The following is a 17,171-nucleotide window of genomic DNA, read 5'->3' as shown; positions in this document are numbered from 1 at the left end:
ACGGGACGCAGGGGGTTGCTGCGCAACCCAGCGGGGATAAATCCCCTCGCCACGTAATTCCGATGCCGCAGCAATCGTGTCTCCAGCCTGCGAATTCAGCGGAAATCGCGGCTCTGCACTTGGATACCCGCCAGCAATTCAGTCAGGTCGCTCAAGCGCCCGGCGATCAAGTGGCGGACCTCGCCGACGCTTTCCCAGCGGCCATCGACCCTGAGCAATTGCGAGCCCACCAGGGTCTTGCGTTGGCGCTCGGCCAGGTCGCGCCAGACCACCACATTGAGGTTGCCGAACTCATCTTCCAGGGTGACGAAGGTCACGCCGCTGGCCGTGCCCGGGCGTTGACGACCGGTGACCAGCCCGGCGACGCTGACATTGCGGCCATGCTCCACGTCCTGCAATTCCCGGGAGCTGCGGCAGCGTCGGGCGCGCAGTTCGGGACGCAGCAGGGCCAGCGGATGAGGGCCCAGTGTCGTGCCCAGCGTGGCGTAATCGGCAAACAGGTTTTCCCCCAGTGTGGGTTCGGGCAGCGCCACGGGCGGTTCTTCCTGGCTGGGCAAACCGGCGAACAAGCCCAGTTGCTTCTGCACTCCGGCCACTTCCCAGCGGGCCCGATGGCGATCCCCCGCCAAACCCTGCAAGGCCCCCGCGTCGGCCAGTTGCGCCTGGGCCCGGGCATCGAGTTGCGCGCGCTCGCCCAGGTCGGCCACATCGCTGAAGGGCCGATGCCGGCGCGCCGCTTCGATACGCAGGGCATCCTCTTCGCGAAAGCCCTTGACCAGGCGCAGCCCCAGGCGGATCGCCGGTTGCCGGCCTTCCATGGGTTCGAGGCTGCAATCCCAATCGCTGGCGCGCACATCCACCGGGTGGATCGACAGTTGATGCCGGCGGGCATCCTGGAGGATCTGGTCCGGGCTGTAGAAGCCCATAGGCCAGCTGTTGATCAGGGCACAGGCGAACGCTGCCGGCTCGTGGCATTTGAGCCAACTGCTGACGTAGGTCAGCAAGGCGAAACTGGCGGCGTGGGATTCGGGAAAACCGTAATTGCCGAAGCCTTTGATCTGTTCGAAGATTTGCGCGGCGAACTCAGCGGTGTAGCCGTTTTTCTTCATCCCCGCTGCCAGGCGTTCTCGATGGGGCTCCAACCCGCCATGGCGTTTCCAGGCGGCCATGGAGCGACGCAACTGGTCGGCCTCGCCGGGCGTGTAGTCGGCCGCGACAACGGCAATCTGCATGACCTGCTCCTGGAACAACGGAATGCCCAGGGTCCGCCCCAGCACTGTCTCCAGCGCTGGCGAGGGGTACGTGACAGCCTCCTCCCCGTTTCGCCGTTTCAGGTACGGGTGCACCATGCCGCCCTGGATCGGCCCCGGTCGTACGATCGCCACTTCGATCACCAGGTCGTAATACGTCTTGGGCTTGAGCCGGGGCAGCATCGCCATCTGCGCCCGTGATTCGATCTGGAACACGCCGATGGTGTCCGCGCGACTGATCATCTCGTAGGTCGCCGGATCGTCCTTGGGCAACGACGCCAGGGTATGGGGTTGGCCCCGGTAGTGTTCGATCAGATCGAAGCATCGACGAATCGCGCTGAGCATGCCCAAGGCCAGGACATCCACCTTGAGCAGCCCGACCGCGTCCAGGTCGTCCTTGTCCCACTGGATGATGGTGCGCTCGGCCATGGCGGCATTTTCCACCGGCACCAAGGTGTCCAGGGGCTGCTCGGAAATCACGAAGCCGCCCGGGTGCTGGGACAAATGCCGGGGGAAGCCGATCAATTGCTGGGTCAGGCTCAGCACCCGGCGCAACACCGGGCTGTCCGGGTCGAAGCCACCTTCACGCAAACGGTCCAGCGGCGGTGCTTCATCGCTCCAGCGCCCACAGCAGTCAGCCAATGCATTGACCTGGTCCGGCGGCAGGCCCAGGGCCTTGGCGACGTCCCGCACCGCCCCTGCACCGTGGTAGCTGCTGACCACCGCAGTCAGCGCCGCGCGATGGCGCCCGTAACGCCGGAAGACGTATTGCAGCACCTCTTCGCGGCGGTCATGTTCGAAATCCACATCGATGTCCGGTGGCTCGTTGCGCTCCTTGGACAGGAATCGCTCGAACAGCAGGTCGGTCTGGCTCGGATCGATTTCGGTAATGCCCAGGGCATAACACACCGCCGAATTGGCCGCCGAACCACGTCCCTGACAGAGGATGCGCTGCTGTCGGGCGAAGCCGACGATGTCCTGCACGGTGAGGAAATAGCTGTCGTAGCCCAGCTCGGCAATCAACGCCAATTCCTTGTCGATCTGTCGCCGGACCTTATCACTGACCCCATCAGCCCAACGCGCGCGCATGCCACGCTCGGTCAACACTCGCAACCAGGACGCCGGATCATGGCCCTCGGGCACCAGTTCACGGGGGTATTGATAACGCAATTGGTCGAGGTCGAAGGTGCAGCGCCGGGCAATCTCAAGCGTTTCGTCGAGCAAGGCATGGGGATAGAGATCCGCCAGATCCTTGCGGCTGCGCAGGTGGCGCTCGCCGTTGGGGTGCAAGCGCTGGCCGGCCTCGGCCACCGTGACGTGGTGACGGATGGCGGTCATGGTGTCCTGCAAGGCGCGACGGCCGCGCACGTGCATGTGCACATCGCCGCTGGCCACGGCTGGAAGCGCCAGGCGCTCGGCCAGCGCCAACGAGTCTGCCAACCGGCGGCGGTCGTCCTGCCCGCAATGCAACTGCACCGTCAGCCACAGGCGTCCGGCAAACCTCGACTGGAGCCAGCGGCCCTGTTCTTCGGAGGCTTTATCATCGGGCACCCACAGCACCAGCAAACCCGGCAGGGGCTCGTCGAAGTCCTCCCGCACGATGCGATAGCGGCCCTTCTCGCTGCGCCGCCGGGCGCGAGTGATCAACCGGCACAAGGTTTGATAACCGTCCAGGTTTTCCACCAGCAACACCAGTTTCGGACCGTACTCGACCTGGATTTCGCTGCCGACGATCAGTGGCAGGTCCAGCTCCCTGGCCGCCTGCCAGGCCCGGACGATCCCGGCCAGGGTGCATTCGTCGGTGATCGCCAGGGCCTGGTAGCCCTGCTGCTTGGCGCGACGGCACAACTCCAGGGCACTGGAGGCGCCGCGCTGGAAGCTGAAGTTCGACAGGCAATGCAGCTCGGCATACTCAACGCTCATGCGAACCAGCCCTGCAGCCACAGCGGACCGCCCTCGCCCACCGGTCGATAGGCCCAGCCACGTTGTCCGCTGCGGGTTTCGATCAGGTAATAGTCGCGGCGCACATCCGCACCGTCCCACCAACCGGTCTCGATGCGCTCGGGGCCCATGAGGATGTGCGCCTGGCCTTGCGCCAATGCCTGGGGCTCCTCCAGCAGCCAGCCGGGACGCTGCACGCCGTCGCGCACCGGACAAGTCTGGGATCGGGGTTGGGGCGTCATCTGCCAGGCGCACTCAGGCCGATGGTCGTCGCGAAACCCCAGGCCCTGCACGGCGTCATCCCCCAGCCGGGCCCGCAAGCGTTCGCGCAGTTGCTCCCAGGGCAATGATTGTTGGGGGCGTTCGTCGAACAGCTCCAGGCGCTGGGGCACGAAACTCGGCAGGTCTTCGGCACACAAGCGAAAGCCCCGCACCGGGGCCTCGACCTGCACCTGTTCCAAGCGACCACGGGCCAGTTCGAAGAGCATCGCCGGGTCCCGTTCGGCGCTGAGCAGGCCGACCTTGACCACTGTATCCGGCAACCCGACGTGCTCCAGGTGCAAGTCGAAGCGTTGCACGCCGCTGTCGCGTCCGCAGAGGAAGGCCGACAGGTCACCGGTCAGGCGACGCAACGGGAACAACAGCGCCTGATGGGATTGCACGTCATAGTTGAGCTCGATGCGCACATCGAAACGGTCCGGTGGCAGGTAGAACGACAGCGCCAGGGTGCGATGGCCCGTCAACGCGTCGAGGTGCTTGAGCACCTGGGCCTCGAAGCGCCGGGCCAGGGTCTGCCGGGGCAAGGCCTGGACCTGGCTCAGGCGACGCAGGCCCATGCGCGACAGCGCCGTGGCGACGTCGGGCTCCAGACCGATTCGCTCCACGGGCATGTGTCCCAGGTATTGTTGCAAGGTCTCGGCATCGGGCACCACCAGGGCGTCATAGGCATTGGCCAACACCCGCGCCGCCACTGGGTTCGGGGCGGCGACGATGCGATGACGAAAGCCCAGCTCGGTCAGCTCGGCTCGCAAGCGCGCCTCGAACACCGGCCAGGGCCCGAACAGGCCCAGGCTCGACTCGATCTCGAACAGCAGCGTACGCGGATAATGCACGCTGACCTGGGCGCTGAAACGGTAGGCCCAGGCTGCCAGGAACTGCTGCCACTGTTCGATCTGCGCCGCGTCGTATTCCGCGGTGGCAAAGCCTTTGCTCATGGCCTGGGCGGCGGTCATGGTCTGGCCGGGCCGCAAGCCCAGGGCCCTTGCCTGCGCATTCACCGCTTGCAGCACCCGACGCTGGGCCGGGCCGGTCAGCAATGCCAGGGGCTGGTCGGGATCGGGGCGCTGACGCAGCGCGGCATCCAGCGCCAATTGCGGGAAGAGAATACAGACCCAGCGCATCGCAACCTCAATGCCCGGTTTGTGGGGCGAGCGTGGCAAAGGCAATCGGCGCCGAACGGACCAGCCCGCCCCGGCACTTGAGCACGCGCAACTGCGCAGGCCGGGTATCGATGGCAATGCGCAGGGCCGCCGGTGACGGGTTGATGGCTTCCTGGATCGAGCGCCAGGCGAACGCCAGGGCCTGGCCGGTTTCCGCCGCCACTTGCAAGCGCCGCAAGGCCCGGTCGTCCGCGTGGCGGGGCCAACACAGCACCGCGCCACAACTGCCCGAACGCAGGCATTGTTCGGTGGCCCACAGGGCATCGCGTTCATCGGCGCGGATCACCGATAACTGGCGCAGGTCGATCCCGGCGTTCTGCCAGGCCTGGGGATAAGGCACGAACGGCGGCGCCACCAGCACGATCCGCTCCCCCGCTGCCGACAGCCGCGCCAGGGTCGGCCACACCAATTGCAACTCGCCCACGCCCGGCGCGGCGATGAGCAGTTCCGTCAAGGCCGCCTCCGGCCAGCCACCACTGGGCAACACCGCATCCAGTGCTGCATGGCCAGTGGGTTGCGGACTGGCGGCCGGCGGCGCAGGCCGGCCCTTCCAGACCTGGCCGCCGTTAAACAGCGTGTCCAGCGCAACGACAGCGCCCATCAACCTTGCCTCACCAAGCCACAGAACACCCCTTCTATCGCCAGGTCCTGGTCGGCCTCGACGATGATCGGCTGGTAGGCCGGGTTACGCGGCAGCAAACGCACCCGCTCGCCGATGCGCTCGAAGCGCTTGATGGTGACTTCACCGTCCAGGCGCGCCACGACGATCTGGCCGTTGGAAGCCTGGGGTGTGCGCTGCACGCCCACCAGGTCACCGTCGAGAATGCCGTCCTCGATCATCGAATCGCCCTGGACCCGCAACAAGTAGTCCGGCGCCTTGGTGAAAATCGCCGGATCCAGCATCAGGCGGCTGTGAACCTCGGCGTCGGCGCCGATCGGCACGCCAGCCGCCACTCGCCCCAGCACCGGTACGTCCAGCAGCTCGGGCCGTGGCGGCTGGTTCAACAGCCGGATGCCCCGGGCCTGGTGCGGATTGACTTCGATGAAACCGGCCTCGGTCAGCGCCATCACATGCTTGCGCGCCACGCTACGGGAGGCGAAACCGAACGCCTCGCTGATTTCAGCGAGGCTAGGGGGCTGACCCTGAGCGGCGATGCGTTCGCGGATGAAGGTCAGGATGGCGGTGCGGCGAGGAGTGAGAGTCGTCATGGAGTACATTTGTACTCTTTCGGGATTTTTCTGACAAGCGCCGCCAGTCAGTTCACAGCTTGCCTGTACCGCCTTCATCGCGAGCAAGCTCGCTCCCACAGGGGGCCGAGGTGATCATGTAGCCTCAAGCCCCGCCAGGTAGGCCCACGGGTAAATCCCGCGCTCATGCCCGTCACTGAAAACCAGTTGCACCCCGTAGCCCTGTGGGTTGACTGCCACCACCCGGATCCGCGGATCGACCTGGACGGTCAGCCCTTGCAGGCGCAGCGCCCGGCACCGCGAGCATGGGCAGTGGCGGCGCAGGGTGACGTGGTCCAGGCGTTGCTCGCGGCCGCCGGGCCAGTCCAGGCGCAATTGACCCTTGCCTTGGGAATTGCCGATCGCCTCCGGGCTCATTGCAGTTGACCCAAGGCAATGCGTACGGCTTTGCGCACTTCGGGGTCGCCATCGTCCTGGGCCGCCTGCAACGCCGGGATTGCACCTGGTTCGTTCAACTCGCCCAAGGCCAGGGCCGCTTCCTTGCGCAAGTTGCTGATGCGATGGCCCAGGGTTTCGATCAAGGCCGACAACGCCGGGGCGTAACGCAAGCGACCGAGGCTGCGGGTCGCCCGCAAGCGCACTTGCCAATAATCGTCGCCCAAGGCCTCGACCAGGGCCGGACCGGCATCGGTATGACCGACCTTGCCCAAGGTGGTGGCGGCTTCTTCGCGCACTGCCCAGGCTGGATCCCGGAGGGCCTGGCGCAGCGCCGGCAAGACCTGCGCATCCGAAGCCAGGCCAAGGGCGCCGGTGGCCGCGCGGCGCACCTCAGTATCCGGATCATCACTGGCCAACCGGGCCAGGGCCGGCAAGGCGTCGAGGTGCTTGAGCCAGCCCAGCACGCCAACCGCCTCGCGACGCACGCTGGCATCGCCGTCAGCCAGGGCGACGATGGCCGCCGGCGCCGCCTCGAGCAGACGCAGCTCGCGCAAGGCCCTGAACGCCGCGACGCGCACACCGGCCTCGGCATGGGCCGTCCAAGGCAGGATCACCCTCCCCGCCGCCTCGCTCTTGAGCAGGCTCAGGCTCTGGGCGGCAGCGGCCTGCACACTTGGCGATGGATCGGTCAGGGCCTCGCACAAGGCGCCCACCACTGGCGCGTCCTCCCAGGCTTCAAGCAATCGCGCAGCTTCGGCTCGCACGTCGGCACTGGGATCTTCAGCCAGACGGTCCACCAGCCACAGCAGGCCTTCAGGCTCCTCAAGGTCGGCCAGTTCGATCAGGGCGATGCGGCGCACGCCCGGATCCTCATCAGTCAGGCGTGGTTGCAGGGCAAGGATGTCGTCGTTGTCGGTGTTTTCGAATAGAGAGGTCATAGGGCAAATCGCGGCAAGGAGGTTTCAGGGGGAAGCCCGAGAGGATTGAGGCGCGGCAACTGCCGGCCGTCTTCATGGCGCAGCAGGTCGAGGCAGTGGCGCTTCAAGCGGGAGAATTCAGGGCGGGTGACCAGTTCGGTCGTGCGTGGCCGTGGGAAGTCCAGGCGCAGGTCCTCGATGATCCGCCCCGGACGCGGGCTCATCACCAGCAAGCGATCGGCCAGGAACAGCGCCTCGTCGATGTCGTGGGTGACGAACACCACGGTGGTGCGAATGCGGGTCCAGATGTCCAGCAGCAGCTCCTGCATATTCAACCGGGTCAGGGCATCGAGCGCGCCGAAGGGTTCGTCCATCAGCAGCAGCCGTGGACGGTTGACCAGCACCCGAGCGATTTCCACCCGTTGCTGCATGCCTCCGGAGAGTTGGTCCGGCCAATGCCCGGCGAAGCCTTCCAGGCCCACCAGCGCAAGAATCTCATCGGCGGCCCGGTGCCGTTCGGCCTTGCCCAGGCCGCGCATCTTCAGGCCGAAAGCGACGTTGTCGCGCACGCTGCGCCAGGGAAACAGCGTGTGTTGCTGAAACACCATGCCGCGTTGGGGCGACGGGCCGGAAACGCTCGAGCCGTCGACATTCAAGCTGCCGGAGCGCGGTTGCAGATGCCCGGCCAAGGCCCCGAGCAAGGTGGACTTGCCGCAACCGGACGGCCCGAGGACACAGACGAACTGACCCGCCTCGATCTGGCAATCGAGCCCCTGGACCGCTTCGAAGGCCTGGGCTCCCTGGCCAAGGACAATGGACAGCTGACGGATATCGATCCGTCCTTCGGGTGTTTGCATCATGCTCATCAGGCTTTTCCTCGTGGTCGATGCCAAGGCGTGAACAACCCACCCAGGCGTTTGATCAACAGGCTGCTGCCCATGCCCAACACACCGATCAGCAACATGCCGACGACGATGTCGGCGTAGTTCTGCACGGTGTAGGAAGCCCAGGTGTAGTAGCCGATGCCGTACTGGCCGGCGATCATTTCCGCCGTCACCAGGCAGAACCAGGACGTGCCCATGCCGATGGCCAGGCCGGTGATGATGCTCGGCGCGGCGCCCGGCAGAATCACCTCCAACAGGATCGCCCGGCGTCCGGCCCCGAGGCTTTTCGCCGAGGCGATCAAACGCCGGTCCACGCCTTCGACGCCGTGTACGGTGTTGAGCAGGATCGGGAACAGCGCGCCGGTGAAGGTGATGAACACCATCGACAGTTCCGACGAGGGAAACATCAGGATCGCCAGGGGAATCCAGGCCACCGCCGGGATCGGCCGCAGCACTTCCAGGGGTGGCAGCAGCAGGTCTTCGGCCCATCTCGAACGGCCGATGGCCAGGCCCAGCGCCACGCCGAGCAACAGCGCCGCGCCATAACCGGCAAAGACCCGGCCCAGACTGCTGCCCAGGTGCCGGCCGAGGTTGCCCGACTCTCCCAGGCCCAGCGCCGCCTGGATCACCGCCAGCGGGGTCGGAACATTGGCGAAAGTCACCAGGCCGAGGTTCCAGTGGCCGGTTGCAGCGAGTTGCCAGAACAACAGGCAGAGCAGCAGTGAAGCGGCTCGCAGGAGCCAGCGTTTGGATAATGGATACACTGATTTCTTCCTCGGTTATGGAGATCCCTTGTGGGAGCGAGCCTGCTCGCGATAGCGGTGTGTCAATCACATCAACTTCAACTGATCTGACGCCATCGCGAGCAGGCTCGCTCCCACAGGATCATGAGTCAGGTCAGCGGGCAGCGACCGCCTGAGTGGTGGCCTCGCTGAAGTCGAAGACTTTTCCGCCCTGGGCCGTGGCAAATTGCTGGGCCTGGCCCCTGAGCAGGAACGCATTGAGCTGGCCCTTGGCATCACTGGCGAACCACGCCTGTTCGGCCAGCAGCTTGATTCCGCTGTCGCTGGCCTGGGCATAGACGGCGCGGATGCCCTTGCCTTCCTGCTTGAGGCTCGCCAGCGCGGCGAAGGCCGATTGGGCCGAGGCGTAATGGCGCACTTTCGGCTCGCCACGTACCCAGATCTCGGCCACGTGGCGGGCGTCGGCGATTGCCTGGCCGGTCGACGCATCGCTGCTGCCCAACGGGGTCTGGGCGTAATTAGCCAATTGTGCGGTGTAGTCCAGGTTCGACGCCTTGAAGGCGGCGCGGATGTACTGGTCATCGATGAAGGTATTGAGGTCCAGGCCACGATCAGCCTTTTTCAGCAGCTTGAGGGTGTCGATAGCGGTGCCGACGGCCTGGCGGTATTCCGGTTTCCAGGTCAGGTCGCGGGTCTGCACGCCCAGCGGCCCGTGGAACAGGTAATTGACCTCGGCATCCACCCCGGTGACCTTGGCGATCAGCTCGCTGTACTTCTCCGGCTCGGCGGCCAGCAGTTGATTGGCCTCGAGGGTGGCGCGCAGGTAGGCGACGACGATTTCCGGGTACTGCTTGGCATAGGCCTGGTCCACCAGCGCGCCGTGGAACGTCGGTGTGTTGGCCTGGGCACCGTCGTAGATCTTGCGGGCGAAACCTCGGCTGGGGAACAGCTCGGCGAACGGCACGAAGTCGGCGTGGGCGTCGATCTTGCCGGCTTGCAGCGCCGAGCCGGCGACTTCCGGCGGCTGGGCGATGATGTTCACATCCTTGAGCGGGTCCCAGCCCTGGGCGGCGACGGCGCGCAATAACATGCCGTGGGCAGTGGAGGCGAACGGCACGGAAATGGTCTTGCCCTTGAGCTCGGCCAGGGACTGCACGCCCGACGCACTGGGCACCACGATGCCGTTGCCGCTGCCTTGGGTGCTGCCCGACAGCACACTGATGAACAGGCTGTGCTTGCCGGCGGTTTCGAACGCTACGCCATTGAACGCGCCGGGGAAATCGGCCATGGCGCCGAAGTCGAGTTTGCCGGCGACCATCTCGTTGGTCAGCGGCGCGCCGCTGGTGAAGTTCTTCCACTGGATATCGTATCGGGCGTCCTTGTAGGCGCCGTCATGGGGCAGGTATTTATCCAGCAGGCCCAGCTCCCGGATCAACAACCCGCCGGCGGCGCAGTTGATGGTGGTGTCCTGGGTGCCGATGGCGATACGGATGGTTTCTGCCTGGGCAGGCAGGGTCAATGAAGCCAGTACCAGACTGGCGAGTGCTGCACGCAATAGCATGGGTGTGTCCCCTCGAATCATTTATTGGATGTCGTCTCCGCCACGATCAGGGCGCGGTGGGAAACGAGGGGTGTTCTGAATGTGGCGTCCGGGGGTGGCCGGATGGCTTTTGTGGTGTTTGGGTGGGCCTCATCGCGAGCAAGCTCGCTCCCACAGGTTTATCGGTGTACATAAGATCTGCGGCTGGCTTCGACCCACTGTGGGAGCGAGCTTGCTCGCGATGACGTCCTGTCAGTCAGCGCAACAGATATGGAATCTCCACTTTCACCGCCCCCGTCGGGCAGTCCTTTTCACAGGGCATGCAGTACCAGCATTCGTCGAATGCCATGTAGGCCTTCTGGGTCGCCGGGTTGATCGCCAGCAGGTCCATGGGGCAGACATCGACGCAAACCGTGCAGCCCTTGTGGGCGATGCATTTGTCCTCGTCCACGGTGACGGGGGCGTTGGAGCGGAAAAAGATTTCCTGGGGTTGATAGGCCATGGGCGTTCTCTCTGGGTGGACGGTTCACGCCGCGTCGGCACCGACCCGCAGCCGGTCGTAGGCCTGCAGTTCGTCGGCATCGAGGGCGATGACGTAGGGTTCGACGGCTTTCTTGAATGAAGTCATCGCGCCGTCATCGCCCTTCTTCAAATGGCAATGGCAGAACCAGTCGCTGTCGTTGCGTTGTGGATGATCGACCCGATAGTGGTACAGGCCCCAACGGCTTTCGGCGCGAAACAGCGAGGCACGGGCGGCCATTTCGGCGCAGTCGCGGATCACGCTGACTTCCATGGCGCGCATCAGCTCATGAGGGTTGTGAGCCTTGAGCTGGTCCAGGTCGCGCTGGATATCGCTGAAGCGTTGCAAGCCGATCTGCATTTTCTTGGTGACTTTCGGCGGTTGCAGGTAATCGTTGACGAAGCGGCGCAGCTTGTATTCCACCTGGGCCGGCGGCAGGCCGTGCTCACGGTCCAGCGGTGCGTAGACACGTGCCCTCTCCCGTTCGATCTGCCCGGCATCCAGCGCCGAGAAATCCTTCCCGGCCACGAAATCCGCGGCGTTGTTGCCGGCAAACCAGCCGTAGGTGAACGCACCGAGCATGTAGTTGTGTGGCACTGCCGCCATGTCGCCGGCCGAGTACAGGCCCTTGACCGAGGTCTCGGCCCGCTCGTTGACCCACACGCCCGACGCCGAATGGCCGCTGCAAAAACCGATTTCGGAGATGTGCATTTCCACCATCTGCGTGCGGTAGTCGGTGCCGCGGTTGGCATGGAACTGGCCGCGACTCGGCCGTTCGTTGCTGTGCAGGATCTCTTCGATGTTCTGGATGGTTTCCTCGGCCAGGTGATCGAGCTTGAGGAACACCGGGCCATTGCCGCCTTCGAGTTCCTGATGGAACTCCCACATCATCTGCCCGCTCCAGTAGTCGCACTCGATGAAGCGCTCGCCCTTGTTGTTCGCGGTATAACCGCCCAGGGGCCCGGTGACATAGGCGCACGCCGGACCGTTGTAATCCTTGATCAGCGGGTTGATCTGGAAGCATTCCAGGTTCGCCAGTTCGGCACCGGCGTGGTAGGCCATGGCATAGCCGTCGCCGGCATTGGTCGGGTTCTCATACGTGCCCATCAGGTAGCCGGAGGCCGGCAACCCCAGGCGCCCCGCCGCGCCGCAGCAGAGAATCACGGCCTTGGCCTTGATCACATGAAAGTCGGCGGTGCGGCAATCGAAGCCCATCACACCGTTCACCGCGCCGGCTTCGTCGGTCAGTAACCGGGTGCAGACCAGCCGATTGGTGATGCTCACTCGCGCCCGTTTCAGTTGGCGATAAAGCACCTTCTTGATGTCGTGCCCTTCCGGCATCGGCAGCACGTAGGCGCCCATGTGATGGACTTTTTTCACCGCGTAGTCGCCGGTTTCATCCTTCTCGAACTTCACGCCCCAGCGGTCCAGTTGCTCGATCGTTTCGAAACTGTGGGTGGCATAGGCGTACACCGCCGCCTGGTTGACGATGCCGTCGTTGGCGATGGTGATTTCCTTGGTGTACTGCTCGGGCGTGGAATGGCCGGGGATGATTGCGTTGTTCAAGCCATCCATGCCCATGCTGATGGCCCCGCTGCGCTTGACGTTGGCCTTGTCCACCAGCAGCACGCGCAAGTCACGGTTGCGTTCCTTGGCCTTGATCGCCGCCATGGGCCCGGCCGTGCCACCGCCGATGACGACAATGTCGTATTCCTGTTCCAGGGTGCTTCTAGTCATGGCGCTGCGTCCCTTTTTGTCGGTCGATCCGCAAGCGGTACTGGAAGGCATCGCCACGGTAATAGAGGTGTTCGAAGTCCAGGGGCTGGCCGCTGGCGTCATGGGTCAGGCGCTCGATGCGCATGATCGGCGAGCCTGGCTCGACCTCCAGCGCCTGGGTCAGGTCGCTGTCGGCCAGCACCGCATCGATGGCCAGGTCGGCATGGCCCAAGGTCAGGGCGCAGTCGTTTTCCAGGATCAGGAAAATATCGCGGGTGACCAGGTCGGCCTTTTCCAGGCGTTCGCCCAGGGCCTTGGGCAGGTAGGTGATCTCCAGGGAAACCGGCTCGCGGTTGATCAAGCGCACCCGTTTGATCTGCGCCACTGTGTCCCCTTCCGTCAACTTCAGGCGCTCGGCCACCAGCTTGTCGGCCGCGATGAACTTGAAACTGAGCAAGCGGTTGATCACCTCGAAACCGCGCCCGGTCATGGACTCGGCCAGGCCTTGGAGAGTGCTGACGTTCTGGAAGGTCTTGGGCTTGGCCACGAACGTGCCTTTGCCATGGATCTTGAAAATCAGGCCTTCCTTTTGCAGATCGCCCAAGGCCTGGCGCACGGTGATGCGGCTGACGCGAAACAACGCGCCGAGCTCGCTTTCCGAGGGCATCTGCCCGCCCTGGGGGTATTCGCCGTCGAGAATGCGTGCGCGCAACACATCTCGCAGTTGCGTGTGCAGCGGTACGCCGCTGAGGGAAAGAACGTTGTCGGCCATGGCGCCTATCACTTGTCATAACGAGTTATGACGTGATCTTAGGGAAACCCGCCAAGACTTGAGAAATACCGTTTGGACATAACCTTAGAGCTGGGCGCCTTCACTGCGAAAGGCACTGGGGCTCATGCCGGTCCAGCGCCGGAACGCCCGGCGGAAACTGCGCACATCGCTGTAGCCGACTTCTTCGGTGATGCGCTCGATGGACAATTCGGGGTTGGCCAGCAGGTTCAGGGTGCGGCTGCGGCGCACTTGTTCGAGCAAGGTCTCGAAGGTCAGGCTGTGTTCGGTCAGGCGCCGACGCAGGGTGCGGCTGCTCATGTTGAGATCGCTGGCGATTTTCTCGATGTGACTGCCACGGCTCAGGTCCCGGGCAATGGCCCGTTCCACGGTCTGGATCAGGTCGATCTTCTGGTGGACCTCGCAGGCCTCCTGCTCCAGCAAGGCCAATGCCTGGCGCAGGGCCAGCGGGTGATGATTGGGCAGGCGCATATCCAGCCAGCGCACATCGATCAACATGCGATTGTGCCGGCAACCGAAGCGCACATCCGGCCCCAGTATCCGCTGATATTCCTGGGCATAGGACGGCGCGGCGTGCATGAATTCCACGGCCAGGGGCTTGAAATCGGGACTGGCCAGCGCCCGGCCATAGACCATCAGGCTGGCGAAGAACTCTTCCACGGCAAACACCTGGACCTCGGCGAAAGGCAGGCGGCAAGTGGCCTCGACCATGATTCGGTCGGTGGCTTCTTCGACACGGGTCACGGCGATGCCGCCGGTGGTGTGCTGGTAACGAACACCCAAGGCGAAGGCATCGCGCAGGGTTTCGCACAACGACAAGACGTGACCCAGCAGGCCGAGGGTGCCAAGCACGTTGCGGTCACCCACCCATAACCCCAGGCCCTGGTCGGGCAACAACTTGAGCGAACGCTGAATCATGATCACGGCCTGGCGGTAGGAAATGCGCTGGGCCGGATCTTGCAGGTCATCGAGGCCGAACCCCAGGCCGCGACACAGGCTGGCGGCATCGAAACCCTTGTCCGCCACCACCTCGGCCAGGGTTTGCAGCAGGAATGGCGAGACCAGCGCCAATTCATAGGTGGGGTCGATGACTTTCATCTGCATGGGCGGATTCCGGAACACGTTAGGTGGCGTTTTTTGTAACCGGTTATTTCATAAAGTTAGCATGAGCCGCTGGATAGAGGGGCCTGAAAATCTGGCCGCTCAAGTCCCCTGTATGGCCGCCAATACCCTGCCCTGTCGGCGGCGAACGGCTTATTTGTATGACTCGGACCTCCGGTGCGTTTCCAACAATAATAATGAGCCCCTCCAATGAACCCGACCCGCACGACATTCGCCTTGCAACTGACCCTCGGCCTGGCCTGCGGCGGTGCCCTGCCCGCCCAGGCTACCGAATCGGGGGTGGACAACATCGGCCCCGGCACCGACGGTTTTTTTGTGTTGCCACTGGAGGTCGACAGCCTTCCGGACCACATGGTCGCGTTCAACCTCTACTACAACCATTACAAGGCTCGGAAATTCAACATCAGTTCATTGGGCGGCGAACTGCCGGATGTCGAAATCGAATCCACGGCAGTGGTCCCGCGCATCGACTACCTGAGCCCGTTGCGGGTGGCCGGTGGGCGCGCGGGGATCTACATCGCCCAGCCCTGGATCAAACAGGAAGTTTCGGTGTTCGGCCTGCATGACACCCGCGAGGGCATGGGCGACACGACCATTTCGCCCATCGTGCTCTGGGACATGGGCAAAAACCTGACCCTGGCCGCGGCGGTGGAAATCACCGTGCCGACCGGCGAATACAGCACCGATCGACTGGCCAACACCAGCAACAATTTCTACACCTACAAGCCGCTGTTTTCCTTCACCTGGTTGCCCACGGAAGACACCGAGGTGTCGATGAAAAGCACCTACAGCTTCAACCGCAAGAACAAGGACACCGACTACCGGTCGGGGCAGATTTTCCACTTCGATTATTCCGTCAGCTACCGCGTGACCGACAACCTGAGGCTGGGGCTCAACGGCTACTACCTCAAGCAGACCACTGACGACAAACAGTACGGCCGCACCGTGCAATTCGCCGGGCAAGACGTGGACGATGGCGTACGCGGCCAGGTCTTTGCCATTGGCCCGGCGCTGCACCTGACCTTCCTCAAGTACGCCAGCGCCGAGATCCGCTGGGCCAAGGAGTTCGACGTGGAGAATCGCCCGGAAGGGGAAATGCTCTGGGCCAAGATCAGTATTCCGTTTGCGTTCTAGAAAGCCTTCGCAGCTCTTGTGGCGAGGGAGCTTGATCCCGATCAGCTAGGTAGGAGCTAGCTATGTAGGAGCTGTGTAGGAGCTGTCGAGTGCAACGAGGCTGCGATCTTTCCACGACCAATTGAGTCATAAGTAAACGATCAAGCTCAAAAGATCGCAGGCTTCGCCAGCTCCTACACCGCCATCGCGAGCAAGCTCGCTCCCACAGGTGCCTGGCTTCAGCTCAAACCCAGAATCGATGAAAGATGCCCATTGAGAAACTTGCCGCCAGGGTCCAGTGCCTGGCGCACCTGGGTGAATTCAGTCCAGCGCGGGTACAGGGCCTGGAGGGCCTTGGCGTTCAAGGAGTGCAATTTCCCCCAGTGCGGACGGCCCTGGTATTTCCAGAAAATCGGCTCGATGGCGGCGAAGAAATTGTGATGGTCCATCTGGTAGTGCTGGTGCACGGAGATCGAGCAACTGTCCCGGCCTTCGAACATGCTCAAGGCAATGTCGTCGGCCTTCACGTAGCGGTATTCGATGGGAAACCAGGTGCGCAGGTCCTTGTCGCGGATCAGCGCGAGGATCTCCCGCAGGCACGCCGGGCCGTGTTCGGCCGGCACTGAGTACTCCATCTCGTTGAAGCGCACGGTACGGGCGTTGGCGTAGATGTCGTGGGAATCACCGACACGGTCATCGAAATCGGCCACCAGCCGCAGGCTGTTGAGCAACGCTCGCCGGATCGCGGGAAAATCGCTGCCGTACTTGTCGAGGTTTTCGATCAGGGAAACGAACTCATTGCCGCCCTCCTCCTCGGGGCTGATCGGCGGCGTGGCCGGATCCGTGGTCTCGTTCAGGGTGATCGACAACGCATAGTCGGAATGGGTAACGACTTGCATTTCCCAGTGCTGGTTGTCCCGGGTGTTGGCGTCCACGTCCTCGAGCAACTCCTCGGTTTTCGCCACCCACTGGTGCTCGCGCAAACGATAGGCGGCGCGGTTCTGCAGGCGCACGCGGGTCACCAGCCCCAGCGCGCCAAGGGACACCCGGCCAGCCTTGAACACTTCGGCATGATGCTGGGCATCGCAATCGAGGACCTCGCCGCTGGCCGTCACCAGTTGCAGGCCGACGACCTGGGAGGCGTAGGAGCCAAAGGCCTTGCCGGTGCCGTGGGTCGAAGTGGCGATGGCACCGGCCAGGGTCTGGTAATCCACGTCGGCCATGTTCGGCAGTGCCTGGCCGATGGCCTTGAGCGCCGGGCCCATGCGCGACATGGGCGTGCCGCCGCCGAACGTGGCTTGCAGGCTGGCCTCGTCGTGATCCAGCAGGCCACTGAAAAAACTCAGCGACAACAAGGTGCCATCGGTGGGTACCAGGGCGCTGAAGGAATGACCGGAACCCACCGGACGGATTCGCCCTTCGGCGCGGCGCACCACCTGCACCAGTTCATCGAGATCCTTGGGAGCCAGGCGCGCCGCCGGCAGGCAACTCTGCGCACCGGACCAGTTGCGCCACGGGATCAACCGCGGCGCACGCATCAGCTCGGCCAGGGCGCCCTGGCTGCCCAGCG

At 64.1% G+C, this 17,171-nt stretch carries 15 protein-coding genes; 1 reads left to right on the top strand and 14 read right to left on the bottom strand.

All coding sequences use genetic code 11. From position 1 onward, the window contains the following. Positions 1-95: 95 nt before the first annotated feature. From BLU85_RS04980 to BLU85_RS04920, 13 genes are all read right to left on the bottom strand, one after another. Positions 96-3,173: an error-prone DNA polymerase gene (locus BLU85_RS04980; RefSeq protein ID WP_092203687.1), complete on the bottom strand. Its 3,078-nt coding sequence runs from the start codon at positions 3,171-3,173 to the stop codon at positions 96-98. Next, entirely contained in the window at positions 3,170-4,591 is a 1,422-nt protein-coding gene (locus BLU85_RS04975) for a Y-family DNA polymerase (RefSeq protein WP_092203689.1), read from the bottom strand. Before BLU85_RS04975 ends, BLU85_RS04980 begins: the two co-directional genes overlap by 4 nt. Positions 4,592-4,598: 7 nt before the next feature. Further along, complete coding sequence (imuA, locus tag BLU85_RS04970) at positions 4,599-5,231, bottom strand: translesion DNA synthesis-associated protein ImuA (RefSeq protein ID WP_092203691.1); 633 nt, start codon at positions 5,229-5,231, stop codon at positions 4,599-4,601. Beyond that, positions 5,231-5,848 (bottom strand): transcriptional repressor LexA, encoded by a 618-nt coding sequence (lexA, locus tag BLU85_RS04965; protein WP_092203693.1) that lies wholly within the window; start codon positions 5,846-5,848, stop codon positions 5,231-5,233. Before lexA ends, imuA begins: the two co-directional genes overlap by 1 nt. A gap of 105 nt (positions 5,849-5,953) precedes the next feature. Continuing rightward, complete coding sequence (locus BLU85_RS04960; RefSeq protein ID WP_092203695.1) at positions 5,954-6,235, bottom strand: DUF971 domain-containing protein; 282 nt, start codon at positions 6,233-6,235, stop codon at positions 5,954-5,956. After that, complete coding sequence (locus tag BLU85_RS04955; RefSeq protein ID WP_092203697.1) at positions 6,232-7,194, bottom strand: HEAT repeat domain-containing protein; 963 nt, start codon at positions 7,192-7,194, stop codon at positions 6,232-6,234. Before BLU85_RS04955 ends, BLU85_RS04960 begins: the two co-directional genes overlap by 4 nt. After that, on the bottom strand, positions 7,191-8,039 hold the full coding sequence (locus tag BLU85_RS04950) for an ABC transporter ATP-binding protein (protein WP_092203699.1): 849 nt from the start codon (positions 8,037-8,039) through the stop codon (positions 7,191-7,193). The genes BLU85_RS04955 and BLU85_RS04950 overlap by 4 nt, the downstream gene beginning before the upstream one ends. Next, a complete protein-coding gene (locus BLU85_RS04945) occupies positions 8,039-8,821 on the bottom strand; it encodes an ABC transporter permease (RefSeq protein WP_092203701.1) in 783 nt (260 codons plus the stop codon). Before BLU85_RS04945 ends, BLU85_RS04950 begins: the two co-directional genes overlap by 1 nt. A gap of 133 nt (positions 8,822-8,954) precedes the next feature. Continuing rightward, the gene (locus BLU85_RS04940; RefSeq protein WP_092203703.1) at positions 8,955-10,361 is read right to left on the bottom strand and encodes an ABC transporter substrate-binding protein; all 1,407 of its coding nucleotides are present in this window, start codon (positions 10,359-10,361) and stop codon (positions 8,955-8,957) included. Positions 10,362-10,596: 235 nt separating this feature from the next. Further along, positions 10,597-10,842, bottom strand: coding sequence for a 4Fe-4S dicluster domain-containing protein (locus BLU85_RS04935; protein WP_003180418.1), 246 nt, complete (start codon positions 10,840-10,842; stop codon positions 10,597-10,599). A 24-nt stretch (positions 10,843-10,866) separates the two neighbouring features. Then, on the bottom strand, positions 10,867-12,597 hold the full coding sequence (locus BLU85_RS04930) for a fumarate reductase/succinate dehydrogenase flavoprotein subunit (RefSeq protein ID WP_060741498.1): 1,731 nt from the start codon (positions 12,595-12,597) through the stop codon (positions 10,867-10,869). After that, positions 12,590-13,348, bottom strand: coding sequence for a GntR family transcriptional regulator (locus BLU85_RS04925; protein ID WP_092203705.1), 759 nt, complete (start codon positions 13,346-13,348; stop codon positions 12,590-12,592). Before BLU85_RS04925 ends, BLU85_RS04930 begins: the two co-directional genes overlap by 8 nt. An 84-nt stretch (positions 13,349-13,432) precedes the next feature. Further along, entirely contained in the window at positions 13,433-14,470 is a 1,038-nt protein-coding gene (locus BLU85_RS04920) for an AraC family transcriptional regulator (RefSeq protein ID WP_092203707.1), read from the bottom strand. A 207-nt stretch (positions 14,471-14,677) separates the two neighbouring features. Between BLU85_RS04920 and BLU85_RS04915 the strand changes: the two genes are divergently transcribed. Beyond that, positions 14,678-15,622, top strand: a complete 945-nt coding sequence (locus tag BLU85_RS04915) for a SphA family protein (protein WP_092203709.1) — start codon at positions 14,678-14,680, stop codon at positions 15,620-15,622. A 218-nt stretch (positions 15,623-15,840) separates the two neighbouring features. On the opposite strand, the gene BLU85_RS04910 is transcribed toward BLU85_RS04915, so the two are convergent. Then, a complete protein-coding gene (locus BLU85_RS04910; RefSeq protein WP_170847624.1) occupies positions 15,841-17,139 on the bottom strand; it encodes a D-arabinono-1,4-lactone oxidase in 1,299 nt (432 codons plus the stop codon). Between the last annotated feature and the right edge of the window lie 32 nt (positions 17,140-17,171).

The sequence above is a fragment of the Pseudomonas sp. NFACC14 genome (assembly GCF_900106885.1).
GTDB classification, from domain to species: Bacteria; Pseudomonadota; Gammaproteobacteria; order Pseudomonadales; family Pseudomonadaceae; genus Aquipseudomonas; species Aquipseudomonas fluorescens_AA.
Note: the sequence above shows the minus strand (reverse complement) of the source record. Positions and strands in the feature narration are given on the sequence as shown.

Bases quoted from the DNA above. Each gene is read 5' to 3' on its own strand.
- BLU85_RS04980 (WP_092203687.1), bottom strand. From the start codon at position 3,173: ATGAGCGTTGAGTATGCCGAGCTGCATTGCCTGTCGAACTTCAGCTTC.
- BLU85_RS04975 (WP_092203689.1), bottom strand. From the start codon at position 4,591: ATGCGCTGGGTCTGTATTCTCTTCCCGCAATTGGCGCTGGATGCCGCG.
- imuA (WP_092203691.1), bottom strand. From the start codon at position 5,231: ATGGGCGCTGTCGTTGCGCTGGACACGCTGTTTAACGGCGGCCAGGTC.
- lexA (WP_092203693.1), bottom strand. From the start codon at position 5,848: ATGTACTCCATGACGACTCTCACTCCTCGCCGCACCGCCATCCTGACC.
- BLU85_RS04960 (WP_092203695.1), bottom strand. From the start codon at position 6,235: ATGAGCCCGGAGGCGATCGGCAATTCCCAAGGCAAGGGTCAATTGCGC.
- BLU85_RS04955 (WP_092203697.1), bottom strand. From the start codon at position 7,194: ATGACCTCTCTATTCGAAAACACCGACAACGACGACATCCTTGCCCTG.
- BLU85_RS04950 (WP_092203699.1), bottom strand. From the start codon at position 8,039: ATGAGCATGATGCAAACACCCGAAGGACGGATCGATATCCGTCAGCTG.
- BLU85_RS04940 (WP_092203703.1), bottom strand. From the start codon at position 10,361: ATGCTATTGCGTGCAGCACTCGCCAGTCTGGTACTGGCTTCATTGACC.
- BLU85_RS04935 (WP_003180418.1), bottom strand. From the start codon at position 10,842: ATGGCCTATCAACCCCAGGAAATCTTTTTCCGCTCCAACGCCCCCGTC.
- BLU85_RS04930 (WP_060741498.1), bottom strand. From the start codon at position 12,597: ATGACTAGAAGCACCCTGGAACAGGAATACGACATTGTCGTCATCGGC.
- BLU85_RS04925 (WP_092203705.1), bottom strand. From the start codon at position 13,348: ATGGCCGACAACGTTCTTTCCCTCAGCGGCGTACCGCTGCACACGCAA.
- BLU85_RS04920 (WP_092203707.1), bottom strand. From the start codon at position 14,470: ATGCAGATGAAAGTCATCGACCCCACCTATGAATTGGCGCTGGTCTCG.
- BLU85_RS04915 (WP_092203709.1), top strand. From the start codon at position 14,678: ATGAACCCGACCCGCACGACATTCGCCTTGCAACTGACCCTCGGCCTG.
- BLU85_RS04910 (WP_170847624.1), bottom strand. From the start codon at position 17,139: ATGCGTGCGCCGCGGTTGATCCCGTGGCGCAACTGGTCCGGTGCGCAG.